Raw genomic sequence first — 25534 nt, forward strand, 5'->3', positions numbered from 1 at the left:
CCGGCTTGAAAGCCCCCTCCCCTCGATGGGGCAAGGCTGAGCTCAGATGCTTTGCAGTATCGCCTCGGCCTTGGCGATGCTCTGCGGCCGCCCGATGTCGAACCACAGGCCCTGGTGGACGGTGCCGTAGCAGCGGCCGCGGGCGATGGCGCGGTCCCACAGCAGGTTGGTCGAGAAGGGGCCCTCCGGCGTCTCTTCCTCGAACAGGCGCTTGGAGATCATCTGGATGCCGATGAAGACGAATGGCGCCACCGTGCGCGGCTTGCGGCGGCGGAGGGCGCCGCCGGCGCTCATATGAAAGTCGCCCGGCCCCAGATGGCAATGCGCCCGCGCCTGGGGCACCAGCAGGAGTAGCACGTCCATTCGCGCCTCGTCCCAATGGGAGGCGAGCAGGCGCAGGGCGTCGACCGGCCCATCCACCCAGAGATTGTCCGAATTGACCGCGAGGAACGGATCGGCGTCGATCAGCGGCATCGCCCGCTTCAGGCCCCCGCCCGTTTCGAGCAATTGTTTCCGCTCATCTGAGACAACGATCTCAATGCCTTGAACATTGTGCTTGAGATGAGCTTCGAGGGCGCTCGCGAGATAATGGACGTTGACCACCGCTTTCTCGACGCCCGCCGCGCGCAGATGTTCGAGGGTATGGTCGATCAGCGCCTTCCCGGCGATCTGGACCAAAGGCTTGGGGCGCGTGGCGGTCAAAGGGCGCATGCGCTTGCCGAGGCCCGCGGCCATCACCATCGCGGTCCTGGGGACCGCCGCGGCCGGATCGGGACGGAGCGACAGCGGCTTTCGGTACCGGCTCATGCCCAGGCCGCCGCGCGCTTATCGGTCGGCACGTTCGAGTCGAACCAGGCCCTGATCGGGGCGAGCGTCTCGCGCTCCAGATCGCGTTCCAGCAGGCCCCACATGCGCGGCTGGAAGCGGCGATAGCCGGGCTTGCCGTCGCGTTTCCACAGGCGGGTGAAGACTCCCAGGATTCGCGTGTTGCGCTGGGCGGCGAGCGCCCAATAAGCGCGCTCGAACTCCGGTCCCTTCCCCGCCGCCTCCGCATAGCGATCGATCATCACCCGCTCGATTTCGGGGGAGACGTCGCGGCGCGCATCCTCCAGCACCGAGGCGAGATCGTAGGCCGGATGGCCGGCGACCGCGTCCTGGAAATCGAGCAGGCCGAGATGGGCGACGCCGCTGCGCCCTTCGATCAGCATGATATTCTCGGCATGATAGTCGCGAAGGACGGTGACCGGGCCGAGGCCGTCCGCCGCCACGGCGCCCAGCACCTGACGCCAGGCTTCATCGTAGGCGGCGCGGTCGACGGACAGGCCGAGGGCTTCGCAATACCAGTCTGGGAAAAGCTGCAGCTCCTCGATCCATTGCTCCAGCCCGTGCGGCCTCAGCCCGGGCATGGGCGGCCGGGCGTGGAGGTGGACGAGCAGGTCGGTGGCGATGGCGTAGAGCTCGGCCTCGCGCCCGGGCGCTTCGTCGAGCGTCTCCCGCAGCCGGGCGTCGCCGAAATCGTCGATCAGCAGCAGGCCCTGATCGAGGTCGCGGGCCAGGATCGCCGGGGCGGAAAGCCCCGCCTTCGCGAGCCATTCGGCGGCGGCGATGAACGGGCGCGGATCTTCGTGCGGCGGAGGCGCGTCCATCAGCACCGCGCGCTCCGAGCCGCGATGGACCCGGAAATAGCGGCGGAAGCTCGCGTCGCCGGCCAAAGGGAGGATCTTGCAGCCGTCCCAGCCGTGCGCGGCGAGGAAATCGGGCGCGCCCGGCGGCGGAATCATCTCGGCGGCCATCGCCCTCCCCAAGCGGGCGGCACCTGCGAAGTCAAGGCGCGCGCGCCGCCCGGCTCCACCGCCAGGGTCAGGCGGAGCGCATCGGCCCACAAGGCGGGCAGCCGCTCCGGCCATTCGATCAGCAAGGCCGCTTCGCCCCGCGCCTCGTCGAGCCCGATCTCGTCGAGCTCCGACGGATGCTCGATCCGGTAGAGATCGACGTGCCAGACGGGAATATGCGTATCGGGCGGATCGTAGGCCTGGACGATCGGGAAGGTGGGGCTGGCGACGTCGCCCTCGTGGCCGAGGGCACGCAGCAGTCCCCGAGCCAGGGTCGTCTTCCCCGCGCCGAGCGTGCCATAGAGCGCGATCGCGTCGCCGGGCGCCAGCACGCGCGCCAGCGCAGCGCCGAGGGCCTCGGTCGCCGCCTCGTCCGGAAGGCGGATCATCCCGCGGCGCGGGCGGCGGCGTAGCCCGCGCGCTGGTCGGCGGTGCGCGGCAGGCGGATGGTGACCGTCGTCCCCTCGCCTGGCTTGGATTGAAGTTGAAGAACGCCGCCGTGCGCCTCGACGAACTGGCGCGCGAGCGGAAGGCCGAGGCCGAGCGACGCCTGCTCGTCTCCGCGCCCCTCAACCGTGCGCTGGAAGCGGTCGAAGACTCGCGCCTGATCGGCCGGAGCGATTCCGCGGCCATTGTCCGATATGATGATCTTCGCCGCATCGCGCCCGCCTTCCACGCGCAGCAGCACGCGTCCGCCTTTGTCGGTGTAGGCGATCGCGTTGCGAACGACGTTGCCGACTGCCTGGGCGAGCCGCCGCCTGTCGCCGGTGATCACTCCCGCAGACCCCTTGGACTGCACCGCGAGCTCGATACCTTGGCGGTCGGCGAGGCGGCGGGTGTCTTCGGCGATCTCATTGCAGAGGTCTCCGAGGTCGACCTCCTCCTCGGCGAGCAGAAGGCCGCCGGTCTCGCTCTGCGTGAGATCGAGCACGTTGTCGATCAGCGCGCCGAGCCGGACGACGCTGTCCAGGATTGCGGTGACATATTCGGACGCCACCGACGGCAGATCGCCGGCATAGCCCGCCGACAGCATCTCGGCGAAGCCGGCGATCGAGGTCAGCGGGGTGCGCAGCTCGTAGCTCATGTTGGAGACGAAGGCGGTCTTCAGCCGGTCCGCTTCCTCCAGCGCCTCGTTGCGGTCGCGAAGCGCGGACTCGACCTTCCGGCTGTCGGATATGTCGAGCATGGTGAACAGCGCGTTGCCGTCGGGCAGCGGCACCGCGGCGAACTCGAACTCGCGCCCGTCGAGCATCGACACCCGCCCCCCGCGCTGCTTGCGCTCGACGGTCGCGCTGCGCACCAGCTCGCGCACGAGCCCCGCATGGCTGGCACGCTTGAGCTTGCCGGCGAGATGCGGCGCGAGCGCGTCCACCCGCGGGTGCTTGGCGAGCTGCTCCTCCTCAAAGCCCCACACCTCGCGAAAGCGGTTGTTCCAAAGATTCAGCCGCCCGTCCGCGGCGAACACGCCGACCGCTTCGAACAGATTGTCGAAGGTCGCCGAGCGGACCCGAAGCAGGGTGTCGCGCGCCGAGGCGAGCTGGATCTGCTCGGTGCGATCCTCGAAGATCGTCAGCAGGCCTCCGTCGGGCAGCGGCTGGGCGACGACTCGCAAATGCCTCCCGCCCGCAAGCAGCCAGTCCTCCTCCTCCGCCTCCAGCCCGCTCGTGAACCACGCCCGGTGCGCTTCCTTCCAGTCCGGAAAGTCGCGCACCTCGGGCAAGTTTCCGGCCTCGCGCATCGCCTCGATCACGCGGTCGAATTCGGGGCGGTCGCCGAGGAAGTCGGCCGGCAGGGCGAACATCTGGGCGAAGGGCTCGTTGAAGAAGATCAGCGAGCGGTCGCGGCCGAACTGGGCCACTCCCGCGGACAGGCGGTCGAGCATGTCGCGTTGGGCGCGGACGAAGCGGTCGAGGTCGGAGCGGGCGCGTTCCTGGTCCTCGACGTCGATCGCGTAGCCCGCGACGCCGTTCGGCCCGAGCGGGATCTCGACCACCTGCATCATCCGCCGCTCCCCGGCGACGGTCGCCGGGACGGTGCGGAACGAGGCCTCCTGGCGATCGCGCACCCAGGCGGCGTCGGCGAGCGGGCTTCGGCCTTCCGCCTCGTCGATCAGCTCCGTTCCTTCGGCGACGACCGAAGCGGCGTTCTCGCCTTCGACCGCGTCGACATAGGCGCCGTTGACCATCACCATCCTGAGGTCCGGCCCGCGGTGCCACATCGGGAAGGGCGCGGCCTCGATCAGCACCGAAAGCGCGTCGAGCGCTTCGGAGCGGCGCTCGAGCTGGGCGGTCAGGCGCGCCTTCTCCTCCTCGGACGCGGTCACGTCGACGAACCAGAGCACGGCGCTTCGCTCGCCGAAGCCGGGCGGAGCGGGGCTGCCATCGACCCTGAATATCCGCGCCGAGCCCGCCGGGCGCACGGTCAGGCTGGAACGGCCGCCGGCCGCCGCCTCCGCGAGCACCCGCCCCAGCGGCGCCGCGGCCTCGGCCGGAAAGGGCTTGTCGTCGCCGAACAAGGCGAGCCAGCGGGGCGGAAGCTCGGTGAGGCCGAGCGCCCCCGCGAGCCGGCCCGAGCCGGAGATCGCGCCGTCGGGCGCCACAAGCAGCGGCGCGGCGGGGCCGGCCTCGATCAGCGCGCCGAGCCGGCCATGTTCGTCGATCACGGCCCGCGCCGCGGCGGAACGGCGCGCGCCGGCGATCGTGAACCACAAGGCCACGGCGAGCCACGCCCCGGCGAGGAGCGCGATCAAGCCCGCCATTGCCGGCGTCAGCGTTACCAAGTCCCGCGCCCTTCGCTCATGAGAGTCTGTCTAGCGGCGGCGGCGCGCTTTCGGAAGGCGGGGCGCGGGCAAAAGAAAAGGGGCGGACCGAACGGCCCGCCCCCAGTTTCTCGTAAGCTGCCTTGCGCTTAGCGGAAGTTCACGTTCACGCCAGCGTAGATGTAGCGGCCGATCGAGTCGAACGGGTCGCCACCGGCGGTGCCCAGCAGGCCCAGCGGCGGCAGGCGATCGAGGATGTTGTCGACGCCGCCGTAGAAGCTGAACTGCTCGTTGACTTGGTAGCCGAGCCGGATGCTGTGGTAGAACACGTCCGGATAGTGGATGCGCGGACGGCTGTCGGCATTGGTCGGCGGCAGCAGGGCCACCGAGTTCAGCGAGCAACCGAGGCCGGCCGGCGGAGCGGCGGCATAAGCGGCGGTGCACAGGCCCGGATAGGAGTGCATCGTCTCGTAGGCCGTGATCGTCTGCTTGCCGATGTAGCGCATGTTGTAGGTCACATCGAACGCGCCGAAATCGTAGTTCAGGTTGAGGTTCGCCGAGAAGACCGGATCGCCGAGCTCGGAAAGCTGACGGTTCGGAACGTTCGGGAACGACGGATCGATGTAGTTGGTCAGCTCGAACACGTAGGTGCCGATCGCGCGCGCCGTGAGGCGATGGCCGTTTTCGAAGGTCCGGCGATAGGCCAGCTCGACGTCGAGGCCTTCGGTCACCTGGCGGGCGAAGTTCACGCCCGCGGCGAGCAGTGCCGGAGGAGTGAACAGGCCGGTCGCCGGATCGCGGTTGATCGAGGTGCAGAGCGAGTTGCCCGGAGCCTGGTCGTAGCAGCCGTTGAGGATCTGCTGGGCGCCCAGGACCGAGATCAGGTTCTCGACCTTGATGTGGTAGTAATCGGCGGTCATCGAGAAGCCGGGCAGGAAGCGCGGCTCGATCACCGCACCGATCGTGTAGCTCTTGCCGGTTTCTTCGCGCAGGTTCTCGTTGCCGCCCTGAAGGAAGCTGGTCGAGGACGAGCGTGCGAGGCAGTTGATGAACGGCCCGCCGAGGGTGGCCGGGAAGGCCGTGCCCGAGCAGGCCGCGACCAGGGCTGCCGTGGCCGTCGCCGGAACGCCGGCCGCGGCGCAGTTGGATGCACGGCTGCCGATGCCGATATTGGCGACGTCGCACGGATCGGCGAGCTGGTTGAAGTTCTCCGACAGCGGCGAGAACAGGTCCGACTGGGTCGGGGCGCGCACCGACTGCGAGTAATTCGCCCGGAAGCGAATGTCGCGGATCGGAGCCCAGGTGCCGCCGAGATTGTACGACCAGGTCGTCCCGGTGCTGCCCTGGTTGTAATCGGAGACGCGGGCCGCGCCTTCGATCGTCAGCTCCTGGGCGAACGGCATGTCGCGAAGGATCGGGAAGCGAATTTCGCCATAGGCTTCCTTCACTTCCAGCGCCGGCGGATCGAACGTCTGGATCGCGTTCAGGAAGGTCGCGCCGTTCTGAGTCAGCTGATCGAAGGCCGAATAGGCCTCCTCACGCCGGTATTCGACGCCGAGCGCGAAGCCGACCGGACCGCCGGGCAGCTCGAACCACTGCGAAGAGTCGCCCGACACGAAGGCGGTCGCCTGGAGCTCCGACGCCGTCTCGCGGCGAATGGCGGTGGTGTTGACGTAGCCCAGCGCCGCGGCGCTCGGGGCGCCCGCGCCGAACAGGTTGATCGGCACGCAGGCCGGATCGTTGTTGGTCGGATCGGCGTCGGTGTTGATCCGGCACTGCGGGCCCGACGAGGTCTGCACGGCGTCGAGCGCATCGACGTAGCGGGCGAAGAAATTGCCCGTCGGGTCGGCGATGACGAGGTTGTTCAGCGAACGCATGTGCGTCTTGAGGTGGCCGTAGTTGAAGGCGACCTCATAGTGCCAGTCGTCCATGAAATCGCCTTCGAAGCCGGCGACGATGCGATAGGTGTCGCGATCGTGGATCTCGCCGCGGCCGCCGAAGTCGACGTTGAAGCGGCTGATCGGGAAGGTGCCGGTCGCCGGAGTGGTGCAACGGCCGACCGCCTGGAGCTGGGCCAGGATCTGCGGCGTGACGAACGCGTTGGTGCAGCGAAGCGTGCCGAGCGTGCCGCCCTGGACGAAGCTCGGCTGCCCTTCCTGGGTGGCGTCGATGTGGACGTATTTGGCTTCGAGGAACGGCTGGAAGGCGCGGGACACTTCGAAGCGCGCCAGGAGGTTCGCCGCGTAGCGCGTGATGCCCGCCGCGAGCTGGCCGGTGTCGCGCAGGGTCGAGCCGTGGCTGCCCTGGACGTTGCCCGAACCGTTGAGGCGGAGATCGTTGCCGATCACGTCGCGGACGAGCTCGCCGCGATCGTTGAAGTAGAAGATGCTCGGCTGGCCGTTGGCTTCGCAGCGCGCGGTGCGGATCGGGCCGGCGGGGATGCTGTTGGCAAGGCCGAGGGCGCAGGTCTGGCCGGTCGGAAGCGCCGGGGCGACGCTGCCGCCGTTGTAGATGCCGGCGTTGCGGATACCGCAGAGGAACTGGGTGTCCGGCGTGCCGTCCGAGTTGCTCAGGCCGGTTTCGCCGCCGGCCGCGCCCTGCGGTTCGACCAGGTCGTACTGGCAGCGGCCGTCATAAGCGCCCGTGAGGTCGGGACGATCGGTGAAGTAGAGCGCCTCGGCGCGGGTATATTCGAGCGCCACGGCGACGTTGCCGCGATCCTCGGCGAAGTTACGACCCCAGGTGAGGCCCGCGAAATATTGCGGACGATCGCCCTGATCGGAGACGCCGGCCTGGGCGCGGAAGCGCAGGCCGTCGAAATCGCGGCGGAGGATGAAGTTGACGACGCCGGCGACGGCGTCCGAGCCGTAGATCGCCGAGTTGCCGCCGGTCACGATGTCGACGCGCTCGACGAGCGTCAGCGGGATCGTGTTGACGTCGACCAGATAGTCGCCCGGCGAGCCGGTGATGTGGCGGCGGTTGTTGACCAGCACCAGGGTGCGGCTCGTGCCCAGGCCGCGAAGGTCGAGCAGGTTGAGGCCGGCGGTGCCGATGAAGCGGGTCGAGTTGCCCGAGCTGAACGAGGAGCGCAGCGACGGCAGGTCGTTGAGGTTGTCGCCGAGGTTGACGTCACCCGTGTCGGTCAGCTCCTGGATGCCGACCGAGGTGATCGGAACCGTCGATTCGAGGTTGGGGCGGCGGATGCGCGAACCGGTGACGGTGATGGCGCCGCCTTCGGTCGCCGGGGCGGTCCCCTGCGTGCCGACTTCGCCGGCGGCGCAGGCGTCGCGCTCGGCCTGGGTCGGAAGGCTGGAGCAATTCTGGCCCGCGGACGGCGTGTCCTGCGCGGCGGCCGGCGTTGCGAAGCCGGCGATGGCAAGGGCGGCTACGGAAGCGGAGCCGAGAATGGAAGCTTGGAGACGGCGCATACGGAGAATCCCCCAAAAGTGCAGGTTTTTGGCTGTGGCTCTCATTATCGGCTTGTCAGCAAAAGGAAATGCGCTTGCGAGCCGTCCTCCGGATAATGTCAAACCTGTTACATTAATGCCACATTCATCGCCCGCCCCCCTCTCGCCTTAAGCAACTGAGATCATGGGGCGCAAAGCGCGGCTCGCGCCGCCATCGAGCCTGCCGGACCAAAAAAAACGCCGCCGGGGCGCTTGCCCCGGCGGCCGTCGTCTCGCCCGTGGCGATCAGTAGCGGTAATGGTCGGGCTTGAACGGGCCTTCGACCGGAACGCCGATATAATCGGCCTGCTTCTGGCTGAGCTTCGAGAGCTTTACGCCCAGCTTGTCGAGGTGGAGCGCGGCGACCTTCTCGTCGAGATGCTTGGGCAGGACGTAGACGTCGTTCTTGTACGAGTCCGCCTTGGTCCACAGCTCGATCTGCGCCAGAGTCTGGTTGGTGAAGCTTGAGCTCATCACGAAGCTCGGATGGCCGGTGGCGCAGCCGAGGTTCACCAGGCGGCCCTTGGCGAGAACGATGATCTTCTTGCCGTCCGGGAACTCGACCTCGTCGACCTGCGGCTTGATCTCGGTCCACTTCATGTTCTGGAGCGCCGCGATCTGGATCTCGCTGTCGAAATGGCCGATGTTGCAGACGATCGCCATGTTCTTCATCGAGCGCATGTGATCGACCGTGATCACGTCGGCATTGCCGGTGGCGGTGACGAAGAGGTCGGAGCGGGTGACCGCCTCCTCCATGGTCACGACCTCATAGCCTTCCATCGCCGCCTGGAGCGCGCAGATCGGGTCGACCTCCGTGACGAGAACGCGCGCGCCGCCGTTGCGCAGGCTCGCGGCGCTGCCCTTGCCGACGTCGCCGAAGCCGGCGACCGTCGCGACCTTGCCCGCGAGCATGACGTCGGTCGCGCGGCGGATCGCGTCGACCAGGCTCTCCTTGCAGCCGTAGAGATTGTCGAACTTCGACTTGGTCACGCTGTCGTTGACGTTGATCGCCGGGAACGGAAGCTTGCCCTTCTTGGCCAGCTCGTAGAGCCGGTGGACTCCGGTCGTGGTCTCCTCGGAGACGCCCTTGATGTTCTGAACGGTCTTGGTCAGGTAGCCCGGGCGCTCGGCGAGGAAGCGGTTGAGGGTCGCGACGAACACCTCCTCTTCCTCGTTGGTCGGCGCGAACAGAGCCTCGCCGGCCTCGACTCGCGCGCCCCACAAGGCGAACATCGTCGCGTCGCCGCCGTCGTCGAGGATCATGTTGCAGGTCTGGTCCTGACCCCAGTCGAAGATGCGCACGACGTAATCCCAATATTCCTCGAGCGTCTCGCCCTTGGTCGCGAAGACCGGCACGGCGGTGGCGGCGATCGCCGCCGCGGCGTGGTCCTGGGTCGAGAAGATGTTGCACGAGGCCCAGCGGACCTGGGCGCCGAGCGCGGTCAGGGTCTCGATCAGCACCGCGGTCTGGATCGTCATGTGGAGCGAGCCGGTGATGCGGGCACCCTTCAGCGGCTGCGACGCGCCGAATTCCGAGCGCAGCGCCATCAGGCCGGGCATCTCGGTCTCGGCGATCTCGATCTCCTTGCGGCCGAACGCGGCGAGGTTGATGTCGGCGACGACATAGTCGCTGAAGTCGGGCTTGGGCTGGGTGGCCACGGCGTGTCTCCTTGAAAAAGCGAAAAGACCGCCCGGCGAGGCAGGCGGTCGCATGGCAGGCCCACTAACCGGGGAAGGAGGCAAATGCAAATATAAAGATATCTTTATATGTGAAGTTCAGGCGGTCCCAAAATCGGCGGTGAGCAGCCGCGAATCGATGCCCGCCGCCTGGAACGCCGCGGCCCAGCGGGTGTCGACGTCGCAGCCGTAGAGCAAAGCCTCGTCGCCCGGAGTCGCGAACCAGCCGTGGCGCGCCAGCTCCTGCTCGAGCTGGCCCGGGCCCCATCCGGCATAGCCGAGCGCCGCGACCCACCGCTCCGGCCCCTTGCCCTCGGCGATCGCCTTCAGCACGTCGATCGTCCCCGACAGGATCCAGCGCTCGCCGACATAGACGCTTTCGCTTCCGCTCCAGTCCTTCGAATGGAGGATGAAGCCGCGCTGCGGCTCGACCGGGCCGCCGAGGTGGATCGGGACGTTCGGCGCCTCCCCCGGCTCGATGTCGAGCTGCTTGAGCAGATCGTGGAAGCCGAGCCGCGGCACCACCCGCCCGAGCCCGATGCCGAGCGCGCCTTCCTCGTCATGCACGCACATGGCGATCACCGCCTTCTCGAAGCGCGGATCGCCGATGCCCGGCATGGCGAGCAGGAACTGGCCGCTGAGGAATCGGGGGGCGTCCATGGCCGCGCTATAGGCGTTTGGCGAAGGCGCGGACAATTGCCTGAAGCATTTTCCAGTCAGGCGGATCGCCTGACGGCTCGGAAAATGCGGCGACAAAAAACTTTAGAGCATGATCCGCTTCAATCGAAGTGGATCATGCTCTAAGGCCCCGGCCCGAACGAATTTCGAGGAGAGAGTGACATGACGATCCAGGTCGGCGACCGTATTCCGGACATGACCCTGACCAAGGCGACGGACGAAGGCCCGCAGCCGGTCGAGACCCGCGACTTCTTCGCCGGCCGCAAGGTCGCTCTCTTCTCCGTGCCCGGAGCCTTCACGCCGACCTGCTCGGCCCGCCACCTGCCCGGTTTCGTCGAGCGCGCCGAGGAGCTTCGCGACAAGGGCGTCGACGAGGTCGCCTGCGTCTCGGTCAACGACGCCTCCGTGATGGGCGCCTGGGGCAAGCAGGCCGGCGCCGACGGGAAGGTGACGATGCTCGCCGACGGCAACGGCGATTTCGCCGACGCGCTCGGCCTCTCGGCGGACTTTTCCAAGTTCGGCATGGGCAAGCGCGGCCAGCGCTGGTCGGCGATCGTCGACGACGGCGTGGTCGCCCGGCTCAACGTCGAGGAGCCCGGCGCGTTCAACGTGTCGAGCGCGGAGTTCCTGGTCGGGCAGCTGTAGTCGAGGCCGTCCCCACGGCAGCACCGCGGACGCGAAGCGGCCCCGGAGCTGCCGAAGGAGTCGGCCCGGCCGGCCGACGGGTCGGCGCACGCCGAACCCGATCGACGTCACGGCACAATGGTGCCGTGACGACCTTCACCACCAACGTCACGCGTTCAGCGCGCCGCGATCACCTCGGCGGCGAAGCGGTCGCTCTGGTTGGCGAAGACCAGCAGGTTGACCGCGAGATTGCCGCGGATGAAGCCGAAATCGGCGGTCAAATAGCGCTGCAGCGCCGGGCGCCCGTCGGCGGTGAGATAGGCACGCGAGAAAGCGTAGCGCTGGTTGAAAGCCTGGACCGCCGCCGGCAGCCGCGCCGCGGCCGGCCCCGTAGGCCGGTTCCACAGCGCCTGGATGCTGATCGCCTTGCACGCCGCCCCTGCCCGCTCGCAATTGCCGAACAGGATCGCCGCGCGCCGGCGGTTGGGAAAGGTGACGTCCAGCGCGGGCCGCTCGGCCGTCCCCCGCCGGACGAACTGCGCGCGGATCTGGGTCAGCACGCTTTCGACCGTCTCGTAGTTGAAGGTCGAAAGCACCTGCCGGTTTTCGGGCGCTGCCGGATTCCAGGGCGGCGGCGCCTGGGCGCCGGCGGACGACGCCGCCAGCGCCAATGCGGTCGATGCTACCAGCCGCACCGCCGTCCCCGGTTCTGCTCCCGCAGCCAGCCGAGCAGCGGCCGGAAATATTCGACCATCGGCTCGGCCGAAATCTCGCGCGTGCCGGTGAAGGCCTGGAGCGCGTCGGGCCAGGGCCGCGAAGCGCCCATGGCGAGCATCTCGTTGAGCCGCCGGCCGACCTCGCGGTTGCCGTAGAAGGAGCAGCGGTGAAGCGGCCCCTGCCAGCCGGCAATGTCGCACGCCGCCTTGAAGAACTGGAACTGGAGGATCCGGGCGAGGAAATAGCGCGTGTAGGGCACGCTCGCCGGAACGTGATATTTGGCGCCGGCGTCGAAGTTCGTCTCGCTCCGCGCCACCGGCGGGCGGATGCCCTGATATTCGAGCCGCATCCGGTCCCAAGCCGCCTGATATTCGCCGGGCGCGATCTGGCCGGAGAAGATTCCCCAGCGATAGCGGTCGACGAGCAGGCCGAAGGGCAGGAAGGCGATCTTGTCGAGCGCCTGGCGAAGCAGAAGCGCGCGATCCTGGTCCGGGGTCGGCATCTGGTTCGCCTGGAGCAGGCCGATCTGCTGCAGATATTCGGGAGTGACCGAAAGCGCGATCGTGTCGCCGATCGCCTCGTGGAAGCCGTCATTGGCGCTGTCGAGATAAAGGAACGGCTGCCTATTGTAGGCGCGCTGGTAGAAATTGTGGCCGAGTTCGTGGTGCGCGGTGACGAAGTCGTCGGCGTTGACCCGCGTGCACATCTTGATCCTGAGGTCGTTGACGTTGTCGACGTCCCAGGCCGAGGCGTGGCAGATCACTTCGCGGTCGCGCGGCTGGGTGATCATCGATCGCTCCCAGAAGGTCTGCGGCAGCGATTCGAATCCGAGCGAGGTGAAGAAGCCCTCGGCGGTGCGGATTATCCGCTCGGGCGTGTAATGCGCGCGCTCGAGCAGGTTGGTGAGATCGTAAGCCGGCCGGCCCGATCCGGCGGGCGCGACGACGTCGTAGATATTGCCCCATTCCTGGGCCCACAGATTGCCGAGCAAATCGGCGCGGATCGGGCCGTCGGCGGACTGAACGGCGTCGCCGTAACGGCGGTTGAGGCCGGCGCGGGTGAAGCAGTGAAGCTCGACATAGAGCGGGCGGACCTCGGTCCACAGCCGCTCGGTCAGCGCCGCGAACTCGTCCGGGCTCATGTCGTATTTGGAGCGCCACATCGCGCCGGTGTCGGCGAAGCCGAGCTCGCGTGCCCCGGCATTGGCGATCTCGACCATGCGCTGGTAGGGCTGGCGCATCGGCGATCCGACATTGTCGTTCCAGCTCTTCCACATCTCCTGAAGCTGGGCCGGGTTGCGGACCGTTCCCATCCGCGCCTCGATCTCGTTGCCGGTGAGCTGTTCGCCGCCCATCGTCCCGCGGCCGCGGCCATATTGCGACGAAAGGTCGGTCGAGATCCGGTTGAGCTCGGCCGCGGCGCCCGGCGTGGCCGGAGCGGCGAGGACGAGGCCGTTGCGAAGGATGTTGAGCTTGCGCCGCGTGTCCGGGCTGAGGCCGGGGACGTTGGCGTAGCGCGCCGCCTCGGTCGCGTAGCGAACGCCCATCTCCGTCCCGATCGTTCCGAAATGCGCGGCGAGCGCGTCGGTGTCCGGCGTGATGTAGGTCGCGTTGACCCATTGCGCGCGGGCCGAAATGGCGCCGAATTCGCTGAGCTCCCGCTCCGCCCGGGCGATGAACGCGTCGGCCTCGGCGGCGGTCGGAGCGGCCGCCGGTGCGGACGCTGCCGCGGGCGGCGCACCGGCGGCTGCGCTCTGGTCGGCCGCGGCCGTCGTGCAGCCGGCGGCGAGGCAGGCGGAAAGGGTCAGGGCGAGCAGGGATACGCTGCTTTTCATCGGGTCGGCACTCCTCGCAATGTCATCTGGCGTGCGGCGCTCATGGACCTGCGAAAACACAGGGTCAACGGGCGAGAAAATCCGCGATCGCCTGCCCGAGTTCCGGCTTCGTGACGGCGCTCATGTGATTGCCGGGAACCTCGACATATTCGCCCGCCGGCAACAAAGCGGCGAGCGCTTCGGACGAGCCGTTGTCGTGATCTTCGGCGCCCGACAGGACGAGCGTCGGCATCGAAATGCTGCGCAGCATTTCCTCGCTCGTATCGACGAACGAATCGAGCAGCGGAAGCAGCGCTTCGGGATCGCCGCCGGTGGTCTTGAGGAACGCCTCGGCCAGCCATTCGGGCGAGCCGCGCGGATGCGTCCCGAGGCCCTTGAGAATCGTCTTGAAATGCTCCGAGCGGCGGCCGGTGTCGAGCAGCCCCTGCAAGCCCATGCCGCTGACGATCAGCCGCCGCGGCGCCGCGCCCTTCGCGACCATTCGCACCGCCGTCCGGGCTCCGAGCGAATAGCCGCCGAGATCGTAATCGGCGAGCGCCAGATGCTTCACCAGTGCGATCCCGTCGCCCGCGAGCACGTCCTTCGGATAGGCCGAGGATTCGTGCGGCCGGGCGCTGGTCCCGTGCCCGCGCAGATCCGGCATGATCACCCGAAACCCGCGCCCGGCGATCGCCCCGGCGTGGCCGAAGCGGATCCAGTTGGTGTCGGCGTCGGAGAACAGCCCGTGGAGCAGGATGACAGGCTTCCCCTCCCCCTGCTCGTGCCAGGCGAGCTCGACGCCGTCCGGAGCCGTGAAAACCTGCCTCATTGCCGAGTCTCCCGCGGCCTCAACCTGCATGCGGCATGCCGCCGGTCGCCTTGGTCCACCGCGCGACCAGGGGCTCGTATTCCTCGCTGCGCATCTCCGGCAGGCCCTCGGTATTGAGCCAGTCCCGGTGCATGCTCTCCGCCCCGAAATGGCTGATGGGCACGAACCGCGACGGATCGTCGAACGAAGCGACGGTCAGGTCGATCTTGTCGCTGTCCGGATAGTCGAAGCCAAGCGACGTGCCGCACGAGGCGCAATAAGGCCGCCGGGCGATCGGAGAGCTCTCGAACCAGTCCGGCTCCCCCTCCCAGGCGACGTCGGCCTTCATCGCATTCTTGAACGCGATCGAGACGCTCCCGGTCGCGCGCTGGCACATCCGGCAATGGCAGAGATAAGCGTCGCCATTCTCGATACGCGCCGTGTAGCGAACCCTGCCGCAGGCGCAGCCGCCGGCCATCGTGTCAGTCATTCACCACCGTCTCCTGTCGGTTTCAGATTCTAGGTTCTGGGCAGCAACACCGATCTTCCCGAATGGCCGCCCGCCTCGAGGACTTGATGAAACTCCTCATCGTCGGTCACCAATCCACAATCCTCGCGAAGCGCCAGTGCCAAATACAGGCAATCATAGACGGAGTGCTGCAATCGAAAGCCCCAGGCGAGTGCCTCGCCGACCAGCTCGCGCGCGGGATGCAACCGCTCGAAAAATTCGGGCAGGGCCTCAAGATTCCGCTCCGCATGAATTGACAGCAATTCGGATCGCTTCACCTTTCGCCACAAAGCGCTCGCGGCCTCGATCAAAAGCCAGTCCGGACCGATTAGAGGATCTGAAATCTCCAGATAGTGTCGCGCCGCTTCCGAGCGAGGCTCGCGCACGACAAATTTGACCGCGACGCTCGCGTCAACGACGAGCGGCACTGCGATCGTCCGCCCAGCCGTCGTCCACCCATCTCCCGTGATCCGTGTCTCTATCCCATCGGATCAGTAACGTGCTGTCACTGGCATCCGGCCCATCGGGCGGAGTCATCGCCTGAAGCTCCGCCGATAGCTTCAGGAGCGTCGCGGAGTCCTTTCTGGTTGACGGGCGGTTGGTCTCGATCAACTCGCGCAATTCGGCTTCAAGTGACCGGCCCTTTTCCTTGGCTGCGGCACGGAACGCCTCCAAGGTCTCGTCCTTGATCTTGCGGATGAGTGCCTGCGCCATCTAGCCCTGATAACATAGTGCTATCACTCGCTCAAGCGGATCGCCTCCAGCTTCGCCCGCCAACCCTCGGGCAGCGGCGCCGGCCGCCGGGACTCCCGCCCGACGTAGACGTGGGTGAAATGCCCCTCGGCGGCCGCTTCCTCCCCGCCCTTGGCGAAGACTCCCAGTCGGTAGGTGACGCTCGAAGTGCCGAGTCGCTCGACGCCGAGGCCGATCTCGACGGCTTGCGGATAGGCGAGCGAAGCGGCGTAGCGGCAGCCGGTCTCGACGACGAGGCCGATCGGATCGCCGGCCGCGACGTCGAGCAGCCCGGCCTCGATCAGCCAGCCGTTCACCGCGGTATCGAACCACGCGTAATGGACCGTGTTGTTGACGTGGCCGTAGGCGTCGTTGTCCGCCCAGCGGGTGGCGATCTCGCGCCACACCGGATAATCGGCGCGCGCCCTCAAAGCGCGGCCTCGTAGAGCCGCCGCGCGTCGGCCTCGCCGATCGGGCAGGGATTGTTCTGAAGGAGCCGCTCCTGCTTCATCGCTTCCGAGGCGAGCAGGTCGAGATGCTCCGGCCCAATTCCGACTTCCGAGAGGCGCAGCGGCAGCCCGGTGGCGCGGGTCAGCGTGGCGAGGCTCTCCACCAGCCCTTGCGCCTGAGCCTGAGTCCCCAGCGCCTCCAGGCCAGGATCGAGCACGCAGCCGAGCTCGGCATAGTCGGCCATCGCCGCCGGCATGTTGTGGCCGAGTACATGAGTCAGGACGAGCGAATTGGAAAGGCCGTGCGGCACGTGGAAGTGACCGCCCAGCGGATAAGCGAGCGCGTGGACTCCGGCGACCGGAGCGCTGTCGAACGCGACTCCGGCATAATGGGCGCCGAGCAGCATCTTGCCGCGCGCCTCCAGATCGTCCGGCCGGTCGCAGGCGGCGATGAGGTTCTGCGACAGCAACCGAAGCGCCTCGCGCGCCAGCATGTCGGAGACCGGGTTCTTGCGCCGCGCCGAGGTATAGGCTTCGATCGCGTGGACCATCGCGTCGATCCCCGTCGCCGCGGTGACGTGGCGCGGCAGGCCGACGGTCAGCTCCGGATCGAGCACCGCCCAATCGGCATTGAGCGGCGCGCTGTTCACAGCGTTCTTGACGCTGCCGCCCACCGTGATCACCGAAACCGATGTCGCCTCCGATCCGGTGCCCGCCGTCGTCGGCACCAGCGCCAGCGGCAGGCCCTTTCCGGTCGCCTTGCCGACGCCCCAGATCGAGTCGAGATCGTCGCCGCTGCCGATGAGGTAGGCGGCGAGCTTGGCCACATCCATCGGGCTGCCGCCGCCGAACCCGACCACCGAGGCGCAGCCCACTCCCGCGGCGACCGCCGCCATCAGCGTACCGCGCGAGGGATCCTGCTCGACCGAGTCGAATACGATCGCATCCGGGAGCGCTGCCAGCGCCGCGTCGGCGAGGCCGAGCGCTCGCACGTTCGCGTCGGTCACGAACAGGCATGGCCCTTCGGGCAGCAGCTCCGCGAGCCGGGTCGCCGCGCCGCTCCCGGCGATCAACTTCGGGCCGTAGTGAAACTCGAAAGGCTGCATGGAGGTGGAAATAGAGCCGCTTTCGGCCCGCGTCACGTCAAAGCGAGCGCTGGAGCCGGCTCAGCAGGCTTCGCGCGGGGCTTCCCCCCGCTTCAAGCGCGACATGGCCGGAATCGATCCGGCTGACCCGCTCGTAAAGCTCCTCGCTCGCCTGGACCAGGCCGGCGGCGGCCTCGGGCAGGCGGGTGAAGAGCTCGCGGTCTGTCAGCGGCGCCTCGCCGAGCCGCCGCTCGTCCTCTCCCGCCTGGGCCGGGCTAAGCTCGCCGGCGGCCACCGCGCGCTGGGTCAGCAGCCAGGCGATGACGTGCATCAGCCGCGTGGTGACCTTGAGCGACTCGCACGAGAAGCCGACCCGGTCGACCGGATCGAGCGAGAGGCGGTCGTCGCGTCCGCTGGTGTCGAAATAGGAGCGCGCCTCGTCCGCCAGCACCATCGCCTCGACGTAGAGCGCGTCGACCAGCTTCGGCGTCAATTGTCCCTGGAGCGCGGGGTTGCCCATCGCCATTCCCTGCCACATCGCGTGGCGGGCGAAAACGGCAAAAGAGGGTAAAGAACGTCCCGATCCGGGCCGTCCCCTCCTCAGGCGATGATATCGGGGATTCGGATGTCCTCGAGCTGGGCGATCTCGTCCTTCAGCCTCAGCTTTCGTTTCTTCAGCCTTGCGAGCTGGACGTCGTCGCTGGCGGTCATGCCGCTGAGTGCGTCGATTGCGCTGTCGAGATCGCGATGCTCGGTGCGCAGAATCGCGAGTCGCGATTCCGGATCCTGAGCGGCTGAGTGGTTCGCTTCCATTGGCGTCCCTCGCTGCTGTGCTGTCGATGGCCCATATTAGGGTCCAAACCCGATCCCCACAATGGTCGTGACGGAGCGGATTTGCGTCAAGGCAACCTTTGGGCCCCGAACCTTCGCCGAGCCGCCGTGCATATCCGTTGGAACGCGGTTCTGCGGGGAGACAAGGGGCCGCCGCCGGGCTTAGGATGGGGGCATCAGCCACGAAGGAGATGGGAATGCACCAGGCGCACGTTTCGGCTCTCGAGGCCAAGCATGCCGGACTCGAGGCCAGGATCGAAGAGGAAAGCCAGCGCCCGCTGCCGGACGCGACGACGCTCGCCCGGCTCAAGAAAGAGAAGCTCAGGGTCAAGGAAGAGATGAACGGGCTTCAGGGCCCGTCGCCGATCCACTGACCCGGCCCGCCGCCCCGGGACCGCCGGGGCGGCGTTTTCGATTTCAGTCGTCGCGCGAGACTCGCTCGTTGCGCTCGTGACGCTCCTGCGCCTCGACCGTCATCGTCGCGATCGGCCGCGCCTCCAGCCGGGCGAGGCTGATCGGCTCGCCGGTCACTTCGCAAAAGCCATATTCGCCGGTCTCGATGCGGTGAAGCGCGGCGTCGATCTTGGAGATCAGCTTGCGCTGGCGGTCGCGGGTGCGAAGGTGGATTCCCCAATCGGTCTCGCTCGACGCGCGATCAGTGAGGTCGGCTTCCTGGATCGGCCCGCTGGCCAGGGCCGCCATCGTCTCGCGGGATTCCCGCACGATGCTGTCCTTCCAGGCGAGCAGCTTCTGCCGGAAATAGGCGAGCTGCTCGGAATTCATGAATTCTTCGTTGGCGCTTGGACGATAGCCGCCGACGAATTGCGGATTCAGTACGTCACTATGAAGCGTAGCCATTACCCCTCCACTCCCCGTCTCCCGGCGCGCACGCCGGGGGCCCGAACAAGGGGTGAGGGTCAGGTGTGCCCCCGAATCTAAACCTCCCACCCCGAACCGGCCTATAGCTACGCCGAAAGGCCAGCACAAGTCACTCAAACGCGGCGGAAAATTGGGCGAAGTCAAGCACCTCGCCCCGCGCCTGGAGCGACTCGGCGCAGCGGGCCGCGAATCGGGCCGGCGGACGACCAAAAGTGTGCCGCGCCGGCCTCCGGGTTTTCCCCGAACCGTTCACCTGCCGCGCGGGGCTGTCCGGTTCTGGGACGGAAGGGCCGCCAAGCCCCCGAATCCGGCCCGTTTCAGGCAAGAAGAGGGTTAACGCGCTTGCACTTAAACCCTTCATTTGCATGTGGTCTGTACGCCGCGGTCCAGACGGGAACATCCGGACGGTCCGGGCCAGAACAGGGAATGCTGCTATGTCTGTACGAATGGCTTTGGCAAAACTCTGCGCCTGCACCTGCGGCGGCGCGATCATCGGCGCCGGCGCGACCCATGTCGCGGAGAACCCGCCGCCCCGGCCCGCGGTCCGCTCGGCGCATGCGTGCTGCGCCGCAAGCGCTTCCCGCTCCTCTTATCGCTCTTCGTACCGCGCGAGCGGCCGCCGCCTGGTCCGCCGGACCGTCCGGCGCACCTATGCGGCGCAGCCGCAGACCGTCACCCGGATGATCATCCCGCCGATGTTCGCGCCTCCGCCGCCTCCCGTGGCCATCGCCAGCAGCGGCGGCGGCGGCGTGCCGATCGTCATCGGCGGCTCCGGCGGCTTCTTCGGCGGCTCGGGCGGCTTCTTCTCGGGCGGCTTCTTCGGCGGCAGCTCGACCGGCGGCACGATCACCATCAACAACGGCCAGGACCAGGCCAGCTCCGGCACCAGCAGCGGCACCAGCAGCGGCGTGGTCAATCCGACCTCGGCGAGCGGATCGAGCGGCTTGACCAGCACCAGCACCAGCACCAGCACCAGCACGAGCAGCGGAACGAGCTCCGGTACCAGCAGCGGCACCAGCTCCGGCACGAGCTCCGGCACCCCGGACCAGCAGAGTGCGAGCAACGGCGGCGCCAGCGGAACCGGCGGCATCATCATCAACATCAACAACAGCAACGAAAACAGCACCAGCACGAGCAGCGGCACGAACACCAACACCAACACTGGCGGCAACAACACCAATACGAACAGCAACGAGCAGGGCCAGAACCAGAACCAGAATCAAAACCAGAATCAAAACCAGAACCAGAATCAGAACGAGAATCAGAACCAGAACCAGAACCAGAACGGGTCCAGCAGCAGCTCGTCGGGCGGGCGCGGCCATCACGGCCACGGCTCGTCGGGCAGCTCCTCGTCGAGCTCGACCAGCTCCGGCACCAGCGGGTCGACCAGCTCCAGCTCCGGCGCGAGCACCGGCTCGAGCAGCTTCGGCTCCTCGGCCAGCGGAAGCACCAGCGGGTCCTCGTCGGGAAGCTCGTCGACCTCGGGCAGCTCGTCCACGTCGGGCAGCTCCTCGTCGAGCGGCAGCTCCTCGGGCTCCTCTTCGGGATCGACCGGCGGGACCCACGTTCCGGCCCCGCCGATGATCCTCCTGTTCGGCGCCGGCGCCGCGACGCTCGTCGCCCGCGCCCGACTCGGCAAGCGCGCGAAGGCCGCCACGGCCTGACCGTAGCTCCCGGGAATTCAGGCCCGTCCGGATCCGTCCGGGCGGGCCTTTTTCATTGCGCCTGAAGGATCTTTTCGATCTCCGCGACCGGCATGTTGACGAGGTCCTTGGGCACCTCCGCCAGGATGCGCTGCTCGACCGCCTTGTGATAATGCTTGCGCAGCTCGCCGAGGGTCTTCGGCGGAGCGACGATCACCAGCGCCTCGAATTCGTTGCGAAGCGCGCGCTCCTCCAGCATCGCCGCGGTGTCGGCGGCGAAGCGATTCTCCTCGAGCTGGTGGAAATCGACCTCGGTCATCGATCCGCCGTGGCCGCCGATCACGTTCATCGCCATTCCCGCGGTGTCGCTCGCCTGCTCGTGATGGTCGGGATTGTCGCGTACCTCCTTGCGCTCCGCGCGAAGGTTCGGGAACGCGCCGTCGCCCTCGTTGCGGAAGAAAAGCGATTTCCGGCCGTCGGCGACCAGAACGAAGCTGTCGTGTGGAATATGCATCGCTGCGCTCCATCTTGTCCGCCCCGATGAACGCCACAAGCCGCGCGATGGTTGCCCCTCCCCGCGCGTTCGCCCATAGGCGGGGCTCATGCGCGTGCTCCTCACCAACGACGACGGCGTGAACGCCACCGGCCTTCGCGTGCTGGAGGCGATCGCCCGCACGTTCACCGACGACATCTGGATCGTCGCTCCGTCGGATGAGCAATCGGGCGCCGGCCATTCGCTGACCCTGACCGTCCCGGTCCGCCTTCGAAAGCTCGGCGAACGACGCTTTTGCGTCACCGGCACGCCGACCGACGCGGTGATGATGGGCCTCGCGCATCTGATGAAGGACTCGCGACCGGATTTGATTCTGTCCGGCGTCAATCGCGGCGCGAATCTCGGCGAGGACGTCACCTATTCGGGCACGGTCTCCGCGGCGATGGAAGGGGCGCTGGCCGGCATTCCCTCGATCGCGTTGTCGCAGGGCTACGCCAGGGAAGGCATGGGCGACACCGTGCCGTTCGCCGCCGCCGAGGCCTGGGCCCGGCGCGTGCTGGAGCCGTTGCTCGCCGCCCCCTTCGCCCCGCGCACCCTGGTCAACGTGAACTTCCCCGCGCTTCCGCCCGGCGAGGTCAAGGGCATCCGCGTCGTCCGCCAGGGCCTTCGCGACTATGGCCGCCTGAGGATCGACCGGCGCACCGACACGCGCGGCTACGATTATTACTGGTTCGGCCTTCGCCCCGTGCTCCACACGCCGGGCCACGAAACCGACCTCGAGGCGATCGCCGACGGCTATATCGCGGTGACCCCCCTCCACCTCGATCTCACCCACGAGCAGTCGCTCGCAACCCTCGCCGCCGCGTTCGAGGGTTAGCCACGGATCGACATAGCGAGCCTGAAGACTCCCTCTCCCAAGGGGAGAGGGTTGGGGTGAGGGGTTCCGGCGTCCGCGTCCTACCGCAAGCTCCGTAAACCCCCACCCTACCCTCCCCCCTCAGGGGGAGGGATTAGAAAAATGAATGTCGCTTCGTCCAAGCGACGCAGTGGCGACTCCGCCCCTATCCAATCTCCGCGGCACGGATTAATCCCACGACGTGACGAACGCCGGCTCCTCCCGCTGATGGCTCCGCGGCCGCGCGTGCCCGCCAGCCTTGCGCTCCGCCGCAAGAGCCCGCTGCCCGTCTGGGCCCAGATCGGCTGGCGCGCGGCGCTGGTCCTCGGCCTGCTTCTCTTCACCCTCGCGGTGCACTGGATCGAGCGCGACGGGCTTCACGACAATCTCGACGGCGAGGTCAGCTTCGTCGACGTGATCTATTTCACGATGATCAGCATCACCACCACCGGCTATGGCGACGTCGTGCCCGTGGCCGATCACACGCGGCTGTTCGACGCCCTGGTGGTGACTCCGATCCGCATCTTCTTCGTGCTGATCTTCATCGGCACGGCCTACACCTTCGTTTTCCGCCGGACATGGGACAAATGGCAGATGGCTAGATTGCAACGGACGTTGAGCGGCCATGTGATCGTCGCGGGCTACGGCACGAGCGGCTCGGAGGCAGTGGACGAGCTGATCGCCCGAGGCACGGCGGCGTCGAACATCGTCGTGATCGATTGCTCCGGGGAGGTGCTGGAGCGCGCGGAAGCGCTCGGCTGCGCGATCCTCCAGGCCGATGCGAGCCGCGACGAGACCCTGAACGCGGTGCACATCAACCGCGCCAGGGCGCTGGTCATCTCCGCCGGCAGCGACGACACCTCAATCCTGATCGTCCTCACCGCCCGCCACCTCGCCCCGGGCCTCACGATCAGCGTCTCCGTCCGCAACGAGGACAATGAGCTTCTCGCCCGCCAGGCCGGAGCGACCACGGTGATCAACCCGGTTAGCTTCGCCGGCCTGCTGCTCGCCGGATCGACCCACGGCGCCCATATCGCCGACTATATCGCCGATCTCGCTTCCTCCAGCGGCCGGGTCCGCCTTCACGAGCGCCTGGTGACGGACGAGGAATGCGGCAAGCCTTTGTCCGGAATCACGCGCGGGCTCGGCGTCCGCCTCTACCGCGACGGCCGGCCCTACGGCTTTTGGGAGCCGGAAGCGAAGTCTCTGATCCCCGGCGACTGCATCGTCGAGATCTTGCCGACCGCCACGACCGAGGCCGCGCTCGGCCCGACCTGAGCGGATTCGGTCCGGCGCCCTTCCGCCAACGAAAAGGGGCTGAAGGATTCGAGTCCTTCAGCCCCCAATCAGCTGTCGAGGCTCGCAAGCCCCGGCTGTCCGGCCCGGGCCTAGGGGCCGATCGGCTCGTCGACGCAGATCAGGACGCCCATCACATAGGTGCAGCCGGGCGGCAGGCCGGTCTGCGCGCGCGGCCCGTGATCCGGCGACGCGGCGCCGACCGGCGACGCGGCGGCGGCGAGCGCAAGAATTGCGACGCTAAGCAAAGCTTTCATGATCCCCTCCTCGTTTGAGTTTTATCTAAGTCCGGGAAAGACTTATTCTCGAAGGGCTAACCGGCGGCCCCGGACGTGTCAAACGCCATCGAAGGCCCGGCGCCGGCCGAATCGTCGAGATCGGACGAAAATCCGCTCGCCCGGCGCGCATTCGGCGGCGGTCCGCCCCGCTGCGGCTTTCGGCCTAGGAAAATCCGCCCGCAGCCACTATGTGGCGCGCTCCCATGGAACTCGAACTCCCCTCCCCGCCCAAGGTCGGCATGGTTTCGCTCGGCTGCCCCAAGGCGCTGGTCGATTCCGAGCGCATCCTCACCAAGCTGCGCTCCGACGGCTACCAGATGTCGCCCGATTATGCCGGCGCCGACGTCGTCCTGGTCAACACCTGCGGCTTCCTCGATTCCGCCAAGGAGGAGAGTCTCAGCGCGATCGGCGAGGCGATCGCCGAGAACGGACGGGTGATCGTCACCGGCTGCATGGGCAAGGAAGCGGAGATGATCCGCGCGCGCTTCCCCGAAGTTCTCGCGATCACCGGCGCCGCCCAATATGAGGACGTGGTCGGCGCCGTCCACGTCGCCGCGCCCATCCCGCCGAGCGCCTATCTGAACCTGGTGCCCGACGCAGGGCTTAAGCTCACGCCGCGCCACTATTCCTATCTGAAGATTTCCGAAGGCTGCAACCATCGCTGCGCCTTCTGCATCATCCCGTCCTTGCGCGGCGACCTCGTCAGTCGCCGCCCCGACGCGATCCTGCGCGAGGCGGAAAAGCTCGTCGCGGCCGGCACCAGAGAGCTTCTGGTGATCAGCCAGGACACCTCGGCATACGGAGTCGATCTCAGGCACGCCTCATGGCCCTGGAAAGGCGGCGAGGTCCGCGCCCACATGACCGATCTGGCCCGCGAGCTCGGCAAGCTCGGTGCCTGGGTCCGGCTCCACTACGTCTATCCCTATCCGCACGTCGACAAGGTCGTGCCGCTGATGGCCGAGGGGCTGGTCTTGCCCTATCTCGACATCCCCTTCCAGCATGCGAGCCCCAAGGTGCTGAAGGCGATGAAGCGGCCGGCCAACGAGGCCAAGGTGCTCGAGCGCATTCGCGGCTGGCGCGAGATCTGTCCGGACATCGCCATCCGCTCGACCTTCATCGTCGGCTTCCCCGGCGAGACCGACGAGGATTTCGACTATCTGCTGCAATGGCTCGACGAGGCCCGGCTCGACCGGGTCGGCGCGTTCAAGTTCGAGCCCGTCAGCGGCGCGGCGGCCAACGATCTTCCGGGCATCGTCCCCGAAGAGGTCAAGGAGGAGCGCTACGCCCGCTTCATGGAAAAGACCGCCGCCATCTCCGCGGCGAAGCTCGCCGCAAAGGTCGGCCGGACGATCGACGTGATCGTCGACGCGGTCGGCGAGGAAGGCGGCGCCACCGGCCGCTCCAAGGCCGACGCCCCCGAAATCGATGGCGAGGTCCATCTGCGCGACTCCGGGCACCTGTCGCAGGGCGACATCGTCCCGGTCCTCATCGAGGACGCGGACGAGCACGATTTGTACGGCGTGCCCGCTCAGGCGGCGAACGCGTAAGCCCGGCCTCCCCCGCCTTCGTCGGAGTCGTTTGCGGCCGTCCGGGTCGGGTCGCGCCTCTGCCGCCGCGCACGTGGCCTTGCGGCCCTGCGTAAGGGTGAGAGCCAGCGGGCCGCCACAACATTCCAGGCCGATTTGCCCCTAACGAGCGCGCTTATCGTCCAGGTCGCGATCAAGCCGTCGACATAGAGCGAAACGTCCCACGCCATCAGCATCGCCATGTCGGCCGATCCGAGCAGGAGGATCACCTCGGCCCCGGCGATCATCATGCCCGCCAGCAGCGCGGCATAGATCAGGTGTCTCCGGCTCATCGCCCCGAGTCTCTCGAGCGGCGCCTCGACCAGCGCCCGATGAAGCGCGCGCGACAGCGGAATCGCGGGAAACAGCCTCATCACCACAATGACCAGCAACACGATGCCCGAGACCATGGCGCTCTCCCTCTTGCCGGTCCGACATAAGTGCGGCGGGGGCGACTCGCTAGGTCGTACGGAAACTCAACTGTCTAATCCCTCCTCCTGAGGGGGAGGGTAGGGTGGGGGTTTACG

The 25534-nt window shown here is 67.6% G+C and carries 24 protein-coding genes and 3 pseudogenes; 5 read left to right on the forward strand and 22 right to left on the reverse strand.

Annotated features, from left to right (window positions below):
• Positions 1-42 precede the first annotated feature (42 nt).
• From E6G92_05995 to E6G92_06025, 7 genes are all read right to left on the reverse strand, one after another.
• A complete protein-coding gene (locus E6G92_05995) occupies positions 43-807 on the reverse strand; it encodes a nucleotidyltransferase family protein (protein ID TMJ19341.1) in 765 nt (254 codons plus the stop codon).
• Positions 804-1781, reverse strand: a complete 978-nt coding sequence (locus E6G92_06000) for an aminoglycoside phosphotransferase (GenBank protein ID TMJ20731.1) — start codon at positions 1779-1781, stop codon at positions 804-806. Before E6G92_06000 ends, E6G92_05995 begins: the two co-directional genes overlap by 4 nt.
• Complete coding sequence (gene tsaE, locus E6G92_06005; protein TMJ19342.1) at positions 1778-2221, reverse strand: tRNA (adenosine(37)-N6)-threonylcarbamoyltransferase complex ATPase subunit type 1 TsaE; 444 nt, start codon at positions 2219-2221, stop codon at positions 1778-1780. The genes E6G92_06000 and tsaE overlap by 4 nt, the downstream gene beginning before the upstream one ends.
• Positions 2218-4590 (reverse strand): histidine kinase, encoded by a 2373-nt coding sequence (locus E6G92_06010; GenBank protein ID TMJ19343.1) that lies wholly within the window; start codon positions 4588-4590, stop codon positions 2218-2220. The genes tsaE and E6G92_06010 overlap by 4 nt, the downstream gene beginning before the upstream one ends.
• A gap of 149 nt (positions 4591-4739) precedes the next feature.
• A complete protein-coding gene (locus E6G92_06015; GenBank protein TMJ19344.1) occupies positions 4740-8018 on the reverse strand; it encodes a TonB-dependent receptor in 3279 nt (1092 codons plus the stop codon).
• Positions 8019-8282: 264 nt separating this feature from the next.
• The gene (locus E6G92_06020; GenBank protein ID TMJ19345.1) at positions 8283-9749 is read right to left on the reverse strand and encodes an adenosylhomocysteinase; all 1467 of its coding nucleotides are present in this window, start codon (positions 9747-9749) and stop codon (positions 8283-8285) included.
• Positions 9750-9812: 63 nt separating this feature from the next.
• The gene (locus E6G92_06025) at positions 9813-10373 is read right to left on the reverse strand and encodes a hypothetical protein (protein ID TMJ19346.1); all 561 of its coding nucleotides are present in this window, start codon (positions 10371-10373) and stop codon (positions 9813-9815) included.
• A gap of 180 nt (positions 10374-10553) precedes the next feature.
• Here E6G92_06025 and E6G92_06030 point away from each other — a divergent pair, with 180 nt between their 5' ends.
• Complete coding sequence (locus tag E6G92_06030) at positions 10554-11036, forward strand: peroxiredoxin (GenBank protein TMJ19347.1); 483 nt, start codon at positions 10554-10556, stop codon at positions 11034-11036.
• 155 nt (positions 11037-11191) lie between these two features.
• Here E6G92_06030 and E6G92_06035 read toward each other — a convergent pair whose 3' ends face one another.
• From E6G92_06035 to E6G92_06075, 9 genes and pseudogenes are all read right to left on the reverse strand, one after another.
• Complete coding sequence (locus tag E6G92_06035) at positions 11192-11932, reverse strand: YbjN domain-containing protein (GenBank protein TMJ19348.1); 741 nt, start codon at positions 11930-11932, stop codon at positions 11192-11194.
• Positions 11698-13566 (reverse strand): M2 family metallopeptidase, encoded by a 1869-nt coding sequence (locus E6G92_06040; protein ID TMJ19349.1) that lies wholly within the window; start codon positions 13564-13566, stop codon positions 11698-11700. The genes E6G92_06035 and E6G92_06040 overlap by 235 nt, the downstream gene beginning before the upstream one ends.
• A 64-nt stretch (positions 13567-13630) precedes the next feature.
• Positions 13631-14374, reverse strand: a complete 744-nt coding sequence (locus E6G92_06045) for an alpha/beta hydrolase (GenBank protein ID TMJ19350.1) — start codon at positions 14372-14374, stop codon at positions 13631-13633.
• A gap of 19 nt (positions 14375-14393) precedes the next feature.
• Positions 14394-14843 (reverse strand): GFA family protein, encoded by a 450-nt coding sequence (locus E6G92_06050; GenBank protein ID TMJ19351.1) that lies wholly within the window; start codon positions 14841-14843, stop codon positions 14394-14396.
• Between the two features lie 29 nt (positions 14844-14872).
• Complete coding sequence (locus E6G92_06055; GenBank protein ID TMJ19352.1) at positions 14873-15343, reverse strand: type II toxin-antitoxin system VapC family toxin; 471 nt, start codon at positions 15341-15343, stop codon at positions 14873-14875.
• Positions 15336-15575, reverse strand: a pseudogene (locus E6G92_06060) (hypothetical protein). Before E6G92_06060 ends, E6G92_06055 begins: the two are co-directional and overlap by 8 nt.
• Positions 15576-15598: 23 nt before the next feature.
• Positions 15599-17059 carry an acyl-CoA thioesterase gene (locus tag E6G92_06065; GenBank protein TMJ20732.1) on the reverse strand — a complete coding sequence of 487 codons (1461 nt, stop codon included), beginning with the start codon at positions 17057-17059 and terminating at the stop codon, positions 15599-15601.
• Positions 17060-17185: 126 nt separating this feature from the next.
• Complete coding sequence (locus E6G92_06070) at positions 17186-17647, reverse strand: DUF1465 family protein (GenBank protein ID TMJ19353.1); 462 nt, start codon at positions 17645-17647, stop codon at positions 17186-17188.
• A gap of 80 nt (positions 17648-17727) precedes the next feature.
• Entirely contained in the window at positions 17728-17940 is a 213-nt protein-coding gene (locus E6G92_06075; GenBank protein TMJ19354.1) for a DUF465 domain-containing protein, read from the reverse strand.
• A gap of 215 nt (positions 17941-18155) precedes the next feature.
• Between E6G92_06075 and E6G92_06080 the strand changes: the two genes are divergently transcribed.
• Complete coding sequence (locus E6G92_06080) at positions 18156-18332, forward strand: DUF465 domain-containing protein (protein TMJ19355.1); 177 nt, start codon at positions 18156-18158, stop codon at positions 18330-18332.
• 43 nt (positions 18333-18375) lie between these two features.
• Here the strand turns inward: E6G92_06080 and dksA are convergent, their stop codons facing one another.
• The 5 genes and pseudogenes from dksA to E6G92_06105 form a co-directional block, all read right to left on the reverse strand.
• On the reverse strand, positions 18376-18816 hold the full coding sequence (gene dksA / locus E6G92_06085) for an RNA polymerase-binding protein DksA (GenBank protein TMJ19356.1): 441 nt from the start codon (positions 18814-18816) through the stop codon (positions 18376-18378).
• Positions 18817-19657: 841 nt separating this feature from the next.
• Positions 19658-20014: pseudogene (locus E6G92_06090) on the reverse strand (hypothetical protein).
• Between the two features lie 23 nt (positions 20015-20037).
• Positions 20038-20127: pseudogene (locus tag E6G92_06095) on the reverse strand (NUDIX hydrolase).
• Positions 20128-20158: 31 nt separating this feature from the next.
• A complete protein-coding gene (locus tag E6G92_06100; protein TMJ20733.1) occupies positions 20159-20476 on the reverse strand; it encodes a hypothetical protein in 318 nt (105 codons plus the stop codon).
• 77 nt (positions 20477-20553) lie between these two features.
• Complete coding sequence (locus tag E6G92_06105) at positions 20554-20994, reverse strand: host attachment protein (protein TMJ19357.1); 441 nt, start codon at positions 20992-20994, stop codon at positions 20554-20556.
• An 88-nt stretch (positions 20995-21082) separates the two neighbouring features.
• Between E6G92_06105 and surE the strand changes: the two genes are divergently transcribed.
• From surE to rimO, 3 genes are all read left to right on the forward strand, one after another.
• The gene (surE, locus tag E6G92_06110) at positions 21083-21850 is read left to right on the forward strand and encodes a 5'/3'-nucleotidase SurE (protein ID TMJ19358.1); all 768 of its coding nucleotides are present in this window, start codon (positions 21083-21085) and stop codon (positions 21848-21850) included.
• 246 nt (positions 21851-22096) lie between these two features.
• Positions 22097-23146 (forward strand): potassium channel family protein, encoded by a 1050-nt coding sequence (locus tag E6G92_06115; GenBank protein TMJ19359.1) that lies wholly within the window; start codon positions 22097-22099, stop codon positions 23144-23146.
• Between the two features lie 499 nt (positions 23147-23645).
• Positions 23646-24989 carry a 30S ribosomal protein S12 methylthiotransferase RimO gene (gene rimO / locus E6G92_06120; protein TMJ19360.1) on the forward strand — a complete coding sequence of 448 codons (1344 nt, stop codon included), beginning with the start codon at positions 23646-23648 and terminating at the stop codon, positions 24987-24989.
• Here the strand turns inward: rimO and E6G92_06125 are convergent.
• A complete protein-coding gene (locus tag E6G92_06125) occupies positions 24971-25417 on the reverse strand; it encodes a hypothetical protein (GenBank protein TMJ19361.1) in 447 nt (148 codons plus the stop codon). The two genes, rimO and E6G92_06125, sit on opposite strands and share 19 nt — an antisense overlap.
• Between the last annotated feature and the right edge of the window lie 117 nt (positions 25418-25534).

It is taken from the genome of Alphaproteobacteria bacterium (assembly GCA_005883305.1).
Lineage (GTDB): Bacteria > Pseudomonadota > Alphaproteobacteria > Sphingomonadales > Sphingomonadaceae > Allosphingosinicella.

Excerpts from the sequence above, each read along its gene's own strand:
- E6G92_06000 (TMJ20731.1), bottom strand. The coding sequence starts at position 1,781 with ATGATTCCGCCGCCGGGCGCGCCCGATTTCCTCGCCGCGCACGGCTGG.
- E6G92_06075 (TMJ19354.1), bottom strand. The coding sequence starts at position 17,940 with ATGGAAGCGAACCACTCAGCCGCTCAGGATCCGGAATCGCGACTCGCG.
- E6G92_06010 (TMJ19343.1), bottom strand. The coding sequence starts at position 4,590 with ATGGCGGGCTTGATCGCGCTCCTCGCCGGGGCGTGGCTCGCCGTGGCC.
- E6G92_06020 (TMJ19345.1), bottom strand. The coding sequence starts at position 9,749 with ATGCGACCGCCTGCCTCGCCGGGCGGTCTTTTCGCTTTTTCAAGGAGA.
- E6G92_05995 (TMJ19341.1), bottom strand. The coding sequence starts at position 807 with ATGAGCCGGTACCGAAAGCCGCTGTCGCTCCGTCCCGATCCGGCCGCG.
- E6G92_06040 (TMJ19349.1), bottom strand. The coding sequence starts at position 13,566 with ATGAAAAGCAGCGTATCCCTGCTCGCCCTGACCCTTTCCGCCTGCCTC.
- surE (TMJ19358.1), top strand. The coding sequence starts at position 21,083 with ATGCGCGTGCTCCTCACCAACGACGACGGCGTGAACGCCACCGGCCTT.
- tsaE (TMJ19342.1), bottom strand. The coding sequence starts at position 2,221 with ATGATCCGCCTTCCGGACGAGGCGGCGACCGAGGCCCTCGGCGCTGCG.
- rimO (TMJ19360.1), top strand. The coding sequence starts at position 23,646 with ATGGAACTCGAACTCCCCTCCCCGCCCAAGGTCGGCATGGTTTCGCTC.
- E6G92_06125 (TMJ19361.1), bottom strand. The coding sequence starts at position 25,417 with ATGGTCTCGGGCATCGTGTTGCTGGTCATTGTGGTGATGAGGCTGTTT.
- E6G92_06045 (TMJ19350.1), bottom strand. The coding sequence starts at position 14,374 with ATGAGGCAGGTTTTCACGGCTCCGGACGGCGTCGAGCTCGCCTGGCAC.
- E6G92_06115 (TMJ19359.1), top strand. The coding sequence starts at position 22,097 with ATGGCTCCGCGGCCGCGCGTGCCCGCCAGCCTTGCGCTCCGCCGCAAG.
- E6G92_06105 (TMJ19357.1), bottom strand. The coding sequence starts at position 20,994 with ATGCATATTCCACACGACAGCTTCGTTCTGGTCGCCGACGGCCGGAAA.
- E6G92_06065 (TMJ20732.1), bottom strand. The coding sequence starts at position 17,059 with ATGCCTGTTCGTGACCGACGCGAACGTGCGAGCGCTCGGCCTCGCCGA.
- dksA (TMJ19356.1), bottom strand. The coding sequence starts at position 18,816 with ATGGCTACGCTTCATAGTGACGTACTGAATCCGCAATTCGTCGGCGGC.
- E6G92_06070 (TMJ19353.1), bottom strand. The coding sequence starts at position 17,647 with ATGGGCAACCCCGCGCTCCAGGGACAATTGACGCCGAAGCTGGTCGAC.
- E6G92_06050 (TMJ19351.1), bottom strand. The coding sequence starts at position 14,843 with ATGACTGACACGATGGCCGGCGGCTGCGCCTGCGGCAGGGTTCGCTAC.
- E6G92_06080 (TMJ19355.1), top strand. The coding sequence starts at position 18,156 with ATGCACCAGGCGCACGTTTCGGCTCTCGAGGCCAAGCATGCCGGACTC.
- E6G92_06025 (TMJ19346.1), bottom strand. The coding sequence starts at position 10,373 with ATGGACGCCCCCCGATTCCTCAGCGGCCAGTTCCTGCTCGCCATGCCG.
- E6G92_06030 (TMJ19347.1), top strand. The coding sequence starts at position 10,554 with ATGACGATCCAGGTCGGCGACCGTATTCCGGACATGACCCTGACCAAG.
- E6G92_06015 (TMJ19344.1), bottom strand. The coding sequence starts at position 8,018 with ATGCGCCGTCTCCAAGCTTCCATTCTCGGCTCCGCTTCCGTAGCCGCC.